The following is a 12,201-nucleotide window of genomic DNA, read 5'->3' as shown; positions in this document are numbered from 1 at the left end:
GCTACGGTTCGGTTCAGGCGGCGGTCGCCACCTCGGGTGTATGGAAGTAGGAGCCGTCGCGAAGCATCGCATACAGCACATTGCAACGGCGGCGGGCCAGGGCGATCAGTGCTTGGTTGTGCTTCTTATGCTCGGCACGTTTCTTGTCGTAATACGCCCTCGACAGCGGGTCTTTCAACGCCGCGAACGCGGATAGGAACAACGCTCGTTTGAGGACCTTGTTCCCCCGCCGGGACGAGTGATCTCCTCGGATCGAGGTTCCCGATCGCCATGTCACCGGTGCCAGTCCGGCATACGATGCGAGGTGTCCGGCTGATTCGAAGTCCTTACCCACGACCTCGGTGAGGATCCTCGCCGCGGTCCTGACGCCGACTGCCGGCATCGACGTCAGGAGTTCGAAAAGCGGATGCGCCTCAACCAATTCCTCGATCCGTTCCAGCACCTCATCCCGCGACGCACGCGTCTGCGCCAACGACGCGGCCAGCTGGGGCAGGACGAGGCCGGCGGCGTCGGTGCCCGACACCACCACCGTCTGCCCGTCGAGTGCGGTGAAGATCGCGGTCGACCACCGCTTCCACGCCCGCGGTGCCTGCTTGCGCAGCAGCGTCTCGACTCGGTGCTTCCCGGCATGACGCAAGGCTTTGGGCGTCGGGTACTTCGCCAATAGCGCCAGCATCGCCGGATGGTCCAGGTGCGGACCGATGACGGTCTCCAATCCGGGGTGGATCTGAGTCAGCAGGCCCCGGATCCGATTCGACGTCGCTGTGGCCTGTTTGGCGAGGTCATCGTCATAGCCGCACAACATCGACAACTCGGCCACGTTCTCATCCGCCACCCGGATACCCCGCAATGTGTGCGGCATGGTGCGGGCGGCTTCAGCGATGATCGCGGCATCACGAGCATCCGTTTTCGCCTCGCCGGGGTGTAGGTCGGCGATGCGGCGCATCGCTAACCCGGGCAGATAGGCGACCGTGATGGACTCGGCTTGGGCGACCGCGACCGGCAAGGCGCCGATGGTGGCGGGCTGGTCGACGACAACCAGCAGTGTTCCGTGCTTGCGCAGCCGGTCGAGCAAAGCCCGGAGTTTGGTTTCGTTCTGCGGCAGAGCCTTCGACAAGAGCTGTTTGCCGTCGCGGTCGAGTGCGACGGCGTGGTGGTTGTGTTTGCCGACATCGATACCGATGAATACGTCGATGTCAGCGTGGTTGGTGATCATGTCACTCATCTTCTTCGACTCATGTGACCGGATATTTGGTTGTGGTTCGGCTGGCCGGTGGTGCTGTGGCTCCTGGGTTCGGCATCCACGTTACGGTCGGGCTCAAGGCATGTGTTCTGCCAGTGGTTCTGGCCCCTATCAGCGATTTCCCTGGTGCATTCGAACCCCGGTGACTACACCCCCCGGATCATGATGACTGGGGGCATCAATCATGCCGGGGTCCTCAGGCCAGCGACCCCTTCAATCCTGACGGATGGTGGGGCTAATTAAAAGGTAACGGGGAATGCCGGCACCGCCGCAGCTGTGACGATATGGCCGGTGTCCGTCACCGCCCACCGCCCAGCGACCTCGACGAAGGCACGAGCAGCTGCCCACTCGTCATCTCCGGCGTACACACCGGTGAAACTGCCCGTTGATGGATGGATATCGACGACGAATTCGTCGAAGTCGATCCACACCTTCGCCAAGGGGAACCATGCTTTGAAGATGCTCTCCTTCGCGGAGAACACCAACCTGTCCCACGCCGGTTCCGGCCATCGTCTGGACCTCGAATGCGCCAGTTGGTCGAGCATCGCACGCTCCGAACCCTGGATGACAGACCCGCACACGTCGCGCGGCAGCGCGTGGTTGGGCTCTGCGTCGATGCCGATGGCAGCGTAGTCGACCGCGTAGCCGAGGGACGCGGCATACAGACCTCGACAGTGGGTCATGCTTCCTACTGAGCCCTGCGGCCAGATGGGCTCACGTTGAGGTGTGGTCAAGATCGGACCGGGCACGAAGCCCAGCCGTGTGAGACACACTCGTGCACACTTGCGCACCTGTGCGAACTCTGCACGACGGGAGGGAACAGCTCCAGCGACGAGAGCGGCCTCCTCAGGCAGAATTCCTGTCGAAGCGGCCTCTGAGGTCCATTCACATTCAATTCCTGGAGGCAGTGCGGACCTCATCGCGACATCCGGCGGCGACGTCCGCGACGTCGTGCCCTGATGATGACATCAGAAACGCCTGTGTCCCCGTCGCCGGCTTCTTCGCAGTCGCCGGACGGTGGATGAGAATCGAGCTGCGTCCGCCTCGCCGCTTCGGCCCAGGTGTCTCCCAGATGCGCGCTCGTCTGCGCGGGTGTGGGATGGGCGAAAAGATCGACGACGCTGATCTCACAGCCGCGCTCAGCGAGAAGACGCTGCGCAGAGACGAGAGTGACGGAGGTAGCGCCCTGTTCGAACCATGAGACGTTCCAGTCGAGAGTGTTCAACCCGAGAAGGTCGGTGAAAACCTCCTCGATGGGCTCTTCGGCGGTGGAGATAGGGCTGGAGACGGTATCAGACGGATACGTGGCCTCTGCCGGTGCAGACTCGATCCGAGCCGGCTGATTCGACGAACTCATGGCAGGGAGGTCGTCATGTTCCGATGATGAGGCGCAGTCGCGCAGAGCCCCGGAGAATGCACTCACCACGGTGTCGACCCACGTGAGATCGACGAGTGATTCGTCGACATCGACATTGCACACGAAGCGTCCACGAACATCGAACATCTGCACATCGCACGTCACATGTGGAGTCTGGCTGATCGCGTACTCGGTGGAACCGAACATCTCCAAGAGCGCAGAGGGGTCGATGTCGGATGGATCGAGCGCACACGAGACCGCTACCGGTATGCTCGCAGGGCGCCGAGCGGCGCGCAGCATGCGCAGCACCTCATTGCCATGAACGCCATGGTCACCACCACTTTGATCGAGCACCTCGATGACGTGAGCATGTGTGGCGGACAAGCTGTCAGACACGCCCAGACCTGATGGCGCACCTCCGACACCGAGTGGAGCGGTCGACGTGTAATCGCCGACCACTCCAGTCTGTGAAGCAGGACGCTGGGACAGAGTGAGCATGACTGTCTTCTCGTCGTGCGGGGACAGAGCGTTCCCGAGCAGATGGAGCATGAGAGACCCGATCGTCACATGGTGTCGACGAGCGAATGCGCGCACCTTCAGCCAGCTGTCTTCACTGAGTTCAAAACGGCGCCGAGTGAAATGACTCGCAGAGGAGGCCCGCGGCGCCGGCGGCGTCAGCGGAGGCGGCAGTTCGCCGAGGCGGTCGCGCCACCAGCCGATCGATTCGGCGCTCGGTGCCTTTCCTCTGCGAGCCCACGTGGAGAATGTGTCGGCCGTGTGTGAGAGATGCGCGCGCGGATCGTGATAGAGCGTGCTGAGATCTCGCATGAGTCGGACCGCGCTTGCGGCATCGCAGAAGAGCAGGTCGACATCGAATGCGAGGAGTGAGCGCTGGTCATCGAGCAGTGTGACGTGGAGTTCGGCCATCGGAGCGGTGTTCGTGGGCAGTTGTCGATCGGCACGCTGCGCACGCATCATTGTCCGTCGACGCGACTGCTCTGCCGATGACAGGTGCCGTTGGTCATCGATTCCGATGTCGACATGGACGCGACTGAGGATCTGCTGCCTCGTATCGGGTGTGACAACCGCGCGCATCATCGGGTGCTGCGCGATGACTGTCCGCCAGGCTTCACGCAGACGGTCCGGATCGAGGCCTTCGACGATCGCTTCGGTGTAGAAGTGCGGTGCCAGGCGTCTGCCGTGTTCGTCAGGAGCTCGTCCGAGGAGATAAGCCAGTTGCATCTCGGTGAGGTCGAAGGTGTCTCCGTCCGGCGTATCCTCACCGCCTGCTCGGGGCACATCCCCGAGCAGCGCTCTGGGCAGCTGCACTCCCACTGCCTCCAGCTCAGTTCCGACTTCGTCGAGCAGATCTGCGACTCTGCGCAGACGGTTTGCGATTCCACGGATCTCTCCTCGTCCGTGTTTTCCGAGCGCAGCGCTGTCTGAGGCCCACGCCGGCATGTGGTGGAGAGGTGCGGAGCCGCCATTCGGGGTGGTGCCCTCCGAATCGAGTCGAGCGGATCTCGGCGCCTCCGGAGATGGGTGTGTGCCCGAGCTGTCGTTGGTGCGGCTGCTGCCGGTGCTCCATCGGTCGATCAGAGAATTCACGGATTGTGCTGAGAGCAGCGTCTGCACAGAAGGGCGTGCGGCCCCCTGGTCTTCGACGAGATTCGCCAGTCGCACCGCCTGGACACTCGTGAGCCCATTGTCGATGAGGGAACGTGCGAAATCGACGTCATCACCGAGCACACTGCCGATGATGCGTTGGAGTCCTGCAGGCGGTTCGCCTTCCATCGGCTCGGAGTCCTTCGACGAAGGGGCGGCCCTTCCGCCGTCGATGAGGCTGTTGTCCGTATCCGACCGGCGTGGTGCTCGGAATGGGTTGGGCAGCGCCTTGTAATCGATCTTCCCGTTCTCAGTCGTCGGCAGCTGAGGGAGGAGGAGGAAGCGGGAGGGGACCATCGATGCGGGCAGTCGTTCGGAGACAGCCTCGGCCAGATGCGCATTGACCTTCCGCTGTTGGCTCTCTGGCAATGAGTGCCAGAGTTGGTCTTCGTCGCTGACGTAGGCAACGAGGCGGGGGCGGCCGTCGGGACCTGGTGCGGCTGCCGCTGAAGCCTGTCGCACATCGGGCAGACGCAGGAGCGCTGCTTCCACTTCACCGAGTTCGATGCGATGCCCTCCGATCTTGACCTGCCGGTCCGTCCGACCGAGGAACTCGATCTGTCCGTCAGGGCGCCACCGTCCGAGATCTCCGGTGCGATAGAGGCGTGTGCCGAGGTCGGCTCGATCAATGAACCTCTCAGCGGTGAGTTCGGGAGCACCGATGTATCCGCGTGCGACGCCCCCTCCGCCGATGTGCAGCTCACCTGCGGCGCCGACCGGTGTGGGTTGTCCCTCGGAGTCCAAGATCTCGAACGACTGTCCAGGCAGTGCCCTGCCGTACGGAATCGAGGACCAGGAGGGATCCACTTCTCCGATCGAGTAGGTGATCGACCAGATCGATGCCTCCGTTGCCCCACCCAGACTGTGCAGAGCGACGTCGGGGGCCAGAGCCCGCAAGCGCTCCGGCAGCGTCACCGGGATCCAGTCACCGGAGAGCAAGACGTGGCGGAGGTTCACAAACGCCTGCCGCGCCAGCTCGGGCACGGTCCGGGCGTATTCCAGCAGCATCTCCATCAGGGCAGGAGCCGAGTTCCACACCGTCACACGGTGCTCGGCCATCTGCTCCAACCAATGGTGTGGGTCGCGCAGCCTGTCGTTGTCTGGCAGCACGATGCTGCCGCCTGTGCCGAGGACCCCGAAGAGATCGTAGACGGACAGATCGAACGACAATGCTGAGATGGCGAAGACGCGATCGGCGGAAGTGATTGCGAACCGATGGTTGATCTCGTCGATCGTTGTGCGCGCCTGCGCATGCTCGATGGCGACGCCTTTCGGCGCCCCCGTTGATCCGGAGGTGAAGATCACGTAGGCGAGTTCATGTGCGGTCGCGATCCGGTCTCGGCGCTCAGAGGCCTGTTGACTGCGGTCGAGGGCTGCACGTTCGACTCCTGGAGGCAGGATGAGGGATTCATCGGCGAAGGCGATTGTGAGACCGGTGCGCTCACAGATCGTTTCGAGCCTCGTGGTCGGCCAGGCTGGATCAGCAGGGACATAGCCTGCTCCGGTAAGCATCGTGGCGAGGACCGCGACAATCTGGTCAACTCCCTTGGGCAGAGCGATGAGGACCAATGAGCCGGGGCCCACTCCTTGGGCGCGCAGTGCGCGAGAGAGGGCTTCAGCCTTCTCGGCGAGTGCATCATGGCCGACGACTGTCGTTGATGTGAGGAGGGCAGGGGCGCTTCCCCGCCGTGGGCCCGTCACCGTCCACGGATCGTGCAGGAGCGGCCCGCAGTCTAGGCGTGCAGTCGGTTCATCCGTCGGCCGTGCGGTGGGATCCCATCCAGGTGCCGGACGTTCCCACCCGTCCTCGTTGACCAGGGCTTCCAGAAGCGCAGTCTCCATGCCGCGAATACCGTCGATCGTTGCAGCGTCGAAAGCACTGGTGACGACATCGTGAGTGAGCACAAGAGCGCCGTCTTCCTCCCACACCAGGTGATCCCACAGAACCTGCGGGGTCTGCGAGACACCGAAGACGCGATCCCCGAGCCACCGATCATCCGTGCCCGCCGATTGGCCGATTCCAGAGGTGAACACGATCGGCCATGGTCCTTCTCCCGGGCGATCGCGAGCGACTTCGATGCCGTCGTAGGTGCTGTGGTCGACGACGTCCCAGAAACGCCGATTGACCGCCTCCGCGGTGGTGGCGAACGAATCGGACGAATCCGGACGGAATCCGTGTTCCGGCGAGAGCGGCAGCGGCGCTGTCGAGGAGTAGTCACCGACGACGGCGGCATCAGCATCGGGCCGGTCGTAGACGGTCAGAGTCATCGTCAGACCAGCTGCAGTCTCTTCGGTCTCGGGCGGTCTCCACCGATGGCAGGCGAGAGCGAAAGCAGTGAGAACGACCGAGGACGTAGACAGGCCTCGAGCCTGCGCCCGCTTGACGATCTGTGTCCAGACTCCAGCTTCGATGACCGTGCGCCGGCGGGCGAAACGTGTGGCGGTCTGTGGGAACTCTGCTGGGGCGAGCGCCGTACGGGGAATACGCTGCTGGGCCCACCACTGGCGGTCGCGTGCGCGTTGCCGCTGTCGAAGAGGATTCAGGGAGCGCTCTTCGATCGCTTGAGCGAAAGTCCGCTCGGGTGGGCCGATCTGCGTGTGGGGCCTGGCGTAGAGCTCACCCCATTGGCGCATGATGAGCCCCCATGACGCGAAGTCGACGAGTAGAGCGTCGAAGCCGATGCATATGCGCAACCGCCCGCCGGGAAGGAGAATCGCGGTCATATCGACGACCGGCCACACGTCGGTTGGTCGACATTGATGTGAGAGGCGCTCGCGCAGCTCATCTGCCCGCGCCCGCGCGGCTTCGGGTTCCTCGTGTCGCAGGTCGATTCTCGGTATCGTCCAGGCACGCAGATCGTGGACCGCGATCTGCGGCCTACCTGCACGGTCGATGATCGTCCGCAGCATCGGATGGGCAGCTGCGATGCGCTTCCACGCCGTTTCGATCCTTGCGAGTTCGGCTTCGACTCCGTCGTCCGAAGCTCGCTTCGCGGTGCGTTCGTACTCGTGATACCAGAACGTCGAAACGCCGCCTCCGGTGAAATCGTCCCCGCGCCCACTCCAGTACGCCTCCTGGACGACGGTGAGCTCACACGGCTCCGCCGGCACCGCGCAGTCCGCAGACGACTGCGATGCCGTGAGCGCCTCTCCCGCGTCCGGATGCGCCTCGACCGCAGCCTCGACCTGATCGATCACTTCTCCCACGGTCTCGGTGCCCAGCAGGTACGTCATCGGAAGACGAATGCCGAGGGCACGTTCAAGATCGCCGCGCCAGCGCAATGTCGTCAGTGAGTCGAGACCGAGCTCCGCCAGAGTCGTCTCCGGTTGGATCTCGAAGTCTGCACCCGCGCATCGGTCCTGCAGTGTCTCGACAACGATCTCCGCAGAGTCGGTGGAGCTGCCCGTCATCTCATTCCTCCGTCGATGGTGACATGTCATCCGTTAATGATACTCATTCTTAGTATCGTGATAGTGTGATCGGGTACTGTTTCCCGACCTCCTCGACTCCCGGTGCCGATGTCTTCGACAGCTCTCCTTCTGCGCACGCTGCACCCAGCAGCGCGCCCGCTCGTACGCTCAGGCCTCTGGGAAGGACTCGCCGCTACAGCACGGACGGGGTTCGGGTTCGCTCTCGCCTGCATCGTCCTCATTGCAGTGACCGGTCAGGTCAGCGACAGTCGCAGTCCCTCAATGGTTCTCCTGCTGACCATGTGTCTGCTGCTGAGCATGCTCGCGTGGTGGGGACAGTGGCGTGGCTCGGTGTGTGCGCACAGGGCCGACTCGCAGCTGCAGCGTCACCTGCGCTCGCGCTCATTGACGGCGATCGAGGCTCGCCCGCTGTCGTGGGTCGACGAGAATGGCGGGGTCGGACTCAAACGGCTCGTCGATGATGACATCGGCACCCTCCACCACCTTGTCGCGCACGCATACGGTTATCTCATCTCCGCAGCCGTCCAGACTCTCCTCGGTCTCGCGATGCTCATCGCACTCGCCCCACTCGCCACAGTGCTGGCGCTGGTGCCCGCTGCCCTCGCCCTCATCCTCGCGACCCGGCAGCGCCGGAGCATGCCGGCTCAGATGCGTCGGCTGGAGGCAGCCGCCGCAGGGGTTGATCGAGCCGCTGTCGAATTCGCCTCAGGCACAGCCGAACTGAAGATGTTCGGCCGCACCGAAGAGGGCCTGGCCCGATTCACCCGAGCATCCGATCACTACGGGACTTTCGTCCGAGCGTGGGCGCGGACGGTCACGCCGACGATGACCGCCCAGTCCGTGCTGCTGTCCACCCTGGCAGTCTGGGCTGTCCTCGCCGGAGGCATCAGCGTGGGTCTATTCACGCTCGCAGAACTCGTCATCGTCGCGATCGTCCTTCCCCTCCTCCTCAGCCCGGCCGAAGCACTTGCCTTTGCCGGACAGCAGGTCGCCGACGCCCGCGAGGCTGCCGCACGCATCGACGCACTTCTGGCTCCTCCGCTCGCACCTTTGCACGAACAGCCGGCAGCGGAACCACCATTTGCCGATGCAGAGAAGCTCGAGATCAGTGACTTGACAGTCAAGATCGGCAGCACTGAGATACTCTCACGCATCACCGCCGAACTGCCCGTCGGCGGTCTCACGGTCCTCACCGGGGCCAGTGGTGCAGGCAAATCCACTCTGCTTGAGACGCTCGCGGGCCTCCTGACGCCGACGGAAGGACACATCACCGGTGTGGAGGGCGCAAGGATTGCGGCATTGTGGCAGACACCGTTCCTGCTTCGGAGCACTGTTGTCGAGAACCTGCGTCTGGCTCGCCCAGAGGCGAGTGAAGCCGACTGCAGGCAGGCAGCGATGGCAGCAGGCATTCACGACGTGCTCGCGGCCCTGCCCCAGGGCTATCAGACGGTTCTCGGCGGTAACCGTTCGCTGTCAGGAGGAGAAAGGCAGCGGTTGTGTCTGGCTCGCTGCTTGGTCGCCTGTCCTGACGTGCTCCTGCTCGATGAGCCCACGGCCTCACTCGACGCGGCTTCAGCCCGCATCATCGATGACGCGGTGCATTCTCTGAGAGGAAAGTGCACCATCATCCGCGCCGACCACCGGCAAGAAGCGTTGGAGAAGGCCGATCTCATCATCACGCTCGAATCGGGTCGGCTCGCCGCCGCACACGAACCGAAAGACCTCGTGTCATCGCCCGGCGACGAGGAGAAAGGCAGCGACCGTTGACGACCCGTGCACGTGGGTTCCTTGTCCTCTGTGTGGCCGGGGCACTCGTGGCGGCTGTGGCAGAGGTCTGCGCACTCGCGGCCATCGGTCACCTCACGGCAGCTCTGCTGGCTGCCGACGACCCCGCACCGCCAGCCAGAGCCATGATCATCTGCACCATCGTGTGGGTGTGCGCCTCCGCGGCAGCCATCATCGGGGGCCGCAGCTGTGGCTACAGTCTGTCGAACGTCATTCACGAGAGCTTGGCCCATCATCTGCTGCGACTGCCGCTTGCCTGGTTCGGTCCGCGCAGACACGGACAGATCAGCCGACTCTTCGGTCCTGACGTTATGTCCGTGATGAGCATCCCCGCCCATCTGCTCATTCCTCTGCTGCGCACAGTCTTGACCGTGAGCAGTCTGGCAGTTCTGATCATGACCATTGACGTAGTGGCTGGTGCCGTCATGATCGGATGGCTGCCCGTACTCGCAGGACTGCAGGTGTTCAGTGCACGGCGGGCAGGAACCAGCGAGGCCGCTTTGGCCCATGCTCGTGGCGAAGCAGCCGATCGGCTCATCGAATTCGCAGAGGCTCAACGCAGCATCCGGCTGCTCCCGAGCACAAGCAGGACAACCGCCGTCAGCCGCTCCCTCGATGCGGTTGGTGATCGCACTCAGGAGCAGGTCGAGGCCGTCCTCACGGTGCTCAGCGTGTTCGGCGCGGCGGTGCAGCTGATGACCGTGACAGTCATCGCCGCACCTCTGCTGCGAGGTGCCGACCTCGCCCCGGCAGATCTCTTCGTCATCGTGCTCGCCGTCTCATCAGCGGCAGCACTGCTTCACTCGGCAGCCGGGCTCTCGGCGACCATCCGTGCAGCTCTCGGCTCCTGGCGAGAGATACGCACCTTCCTCAGCCTGCCGTCCCTGGCCGAACCGGTCTGTCCTGCAAAGCAGACCATTCCCGGAGACGTCCGCGTTGAGAATATCGATGTCGACGTCGACGCAGTCAGCTCCGACATTCATTCTCAGCCGTCGGCCCGCATCCTCTCAGACGTCACCCTTCACGCGCCCGCTGGCACTCTCACCGTGCTCCTGGGGCCGTCGGGCTCGGGCAAGTCGACAGTTCTGTGCCTGCTCGCCCGCTTCTTCGACCCGACCTCCGGCACCGTCCGCATAGGAGGTGCTGAGAGTCGTCTCCTCGGTTCTGAGGGCGTTCATTCCACCGTGGCCATGGTGTTCCAGGATGTCGAGATCTTCTCCGGTTCGATCGCAGAGAACATTCGGTTGGGCAATCCGCATGCCTCTGAGGATGACCTCACAGCGGCGATCGAAGCCTCGGGCCTCAGCGATCTCATCAGCACACTCCCCCACGGAGCAGACTCTGTGATCGGCGAACACGGCAGCGGTCTTTCCGGTGGTCAGAAGCAGCGACTGTCACTGGCGCGCGCATTCATCTCCGAGGCGCCCATTCTGCTGCTCGATGAACCGACTTCTCACCTCGATGCGCACCACCGTGACATCGTGCTCTCGGCAATCGCCGACATGCGCGGTTCCCGCACCGTCATCCTCAGCACCCATGACACCGTCGCCGCTCGCACCGCCGACAACGTCATCGTCCTCGAGCAGGGGCGCATCACGGGCCAGGGCACATGGGCGCAGCTGACCAGTGCGGACGGCCCATTCGCCGACGGCCCCGAGCATGGACTGCCTGAAGCGCATTCACACATGCCACCGATACAGAGCACATATGCCACCACCACAGGGAAGGACAGGGATTCACTATGACCACCTCGAAGACGACTGACGTCGACATCCTCATCGTCGGCGCCGGACCGGCCGGGCTCTCGGCTGCGCTCGTTCTGGGCCGACAACAGCGCAGGGTGCTGCTCGTCGACGACGGCCGGCCGCGAAACGCCTCGGTGACGGAGATGCACATGTATCTCAGCCGCGACGGGGACGATCCGGCTCACCTGCGCACTCTTGCGTATGGCGAGGTCGCGGGCCACCCGAACGTCACTGTCCGCAGCGGCGAGGTCACTGCCATCACTGGAAGTGCGGGCGGCTTCCATGCCCGAGTCGTCCCTTCCGGCGACCGGTCCAGCGCGGAAGACGTGGACTCGAGGATCGTACTCCTTGCCGGAGGGATCACCGATGACGTGTCCGGTCTTCCCGGGTTGGCGGAGCGCTGGGGCCGGGATGTCCACCACTGCGCGTACTGCCACGGCTTCGAAAGCCTTGCCCGGCAGGTAGGTGTTCTCGCCCGCACACCCGCTGACATCATGCTCTCCCGCTATATCGCCGACCGCTTCTCTTCGGACGTCACCGTCTTCACCGGCGGTCTCGGCAGTGACGATGACACAGCAGCGATGATCAGCGAGACGCGCGCACGCGGTGTGCGAATTCATCCCCGAACCCCGGTGGGTCTGGAGGGGCGTCCGGGTCGACCCAGCATCCGAGTCGCCGAGGAGGGCACCGACGGTGGTCAGGACCGCGAATTCGAGATCGTGTTCCACCGCCCGCCAGAGCGACAGTCGAACACATTGGCCGAGCAGCTCGGGTGTGCCTTGACCGATGACGGCCTCATCGCTGTGACCCCGACGATGACGACCTCCGTACCTGGTGTGTTCGCCGCCGGAGATGCTGCGCGCAACCCTGATTCTCCCGCTCCTATGCAGTTCGTCGCCTCGGCAGTCGCCGACGGTCAACGCGCGTCCGTGTGGATCGAACAGGATCTCTTCTTGAAGCAGTGATTCCTCACG

General features: G+C 63.9%; 6 protein-coding genes. 3 read left to right on the top strand and 3 right to left on the bottom strand.

From position 1 onward, the window contains the following. Positions 1 to 13: 13 nt before the first annotated feature. The 3 genes from CXR29_RS02220 to CXR29_RS02210 form a co-directional block, all read right to left on the bottom strand. The gene (locus CXR29_RS02220) at positions 14 to 1,216 is read right to left on the bottom strand and encodes an IS110 family RNA-guided transposase (RefSeq protein WP_101556179.1); all 1,203 of its coding nucleotides are present in this window, start codon (positions 1,214 to 1,216) and stop codon (positions 14 to 16) included. A gap of 266 nt (positions 1,217 to 1,482) precedes the next feature. Next, complete coding sequence (locus CXR29_RS02215; RefSeq protein ID WP_127363768.1) at positions 1,483 to 2,163, bottom strand: 4'-phosphopantetheinyl transferase family protein; 681 nt, start codon at positions 2,161 to 2,163, stop codon at positions 1,483 to 1,485. Beyond that, complete coding sequence (locus CXR29_RS02210; protein WP_164742757.1) at positions 2,160 to 7,676, bottom strand: non-ribosomal peptide synthetase; 5,517 nt, start codon at positions 7,674 to 7,676, stop codon at positions 2,160 to 2,162. Before CXR29_RS02210 ends, CXR29_RS02215 begins: the two co-directional genes overlap by 4 nt. Before the next feature lie 108 nt (positions 7,677 to 7,784). On the opposite strand from CXR29_RS02210, the gene CXR29_RS02205 reads away from it, so the two are divergent. From CXR29_RS02205 to CXR29_RS02195, 3 genes are read left to right on the top strand one after another with little or no spacing between them, the layout of a single operon-like run. Beyond that, positions 7,785 to 9,464 (top strand): ATP-binding cassette domain-containing protein, encoded by a 1,680-nt coding sequence (locus CXR29_RS02205; protein WP_101554997.1) that lies wholly within the window; start codon positions 7,785 to 7,787, stop codon positions 9,462 to 9,464. Next, positions 9,461 to 11,227 (top strand): ABC transporter ATP-binding protein, encoded by a 1,767-nt coding sequence (locus CXR29_RS02200; RefSeq protein ID WP_164742755.1) that lies wholly within the window; start codon positions 9,461 to 9,463, stop codon positions 11,225 to 11,227. Before CXR29_RS02205 ends, CXR29_RS02200 begins: the two co-directional genes overlap by 4 nt. Further along, positions 11,224 to 12,192, top strand: coding sequence for an NAD(P)/FAD-dependent oxidoreductase (locus CXR29_RS02195; RefSeq protein ID WP_127363765.1), 969 nt, complete (start codon positions 11,224 to 11,226; stop codon positions 12,190 to 12,192). Before CXR29_RS02200 ends, CXR29_RS02195 begins: the two co-directional genes overlap by 4 nt. Positions 12,193 to 12,201: the final 9 nt, after the last annotated feature.

It is taken from the genome of Brevibacterium linens, assembly GCF_003999335.1.
Taxonomy (GTDB): Bacteria; Actinomycetota; Actinomycetes; order Actinomycetales; family Brevibacteriaceae; genus Brevibacterium; species Brevibacterium linens.
This window is presented reverse-complemented; position numbering and strand designations above follow the sequence as displayed.

Bases quoted from the DNA above. Each gene is read 5' to 3' on its own strand.
- CXR29_RS02210 (WP_164742757.1), bottom strand. From the start codon at position 7,676: ATGACGGGCAGCTCCACCGACTCTGCGGAGATCGTTGTCGAGACACTG.
- CXR29_RS02220 (WP_101556179.1), bottom strand. From the start codon at position 1,216: ATGATCACCAACCACGCTGACATCGACGTATTCATCGGTATCGATGTC.
- CXR29_RS02195 (WP_127363765.1), top strand. From the start codon at position 11,224: ATGACCACCTCGAAGACGACTGACGTCGACATCCTCATCGTCGGCGCC.
- CXR29_RS02205 (WP_101554997.1), top strand. From the start codon at position 7,785: ATGTCTTCGACAGCTCTCCTTCTGCGCACGCTGCACCCAGCAGCGCGC.
- CXR29_RS02215 (WP_127363768.1), bottom strand. From the start codon at position 2,163: ATGAGGTCCGCACTGCCTCCAGGAATTGAATGTGAATGGACCTCAGAG.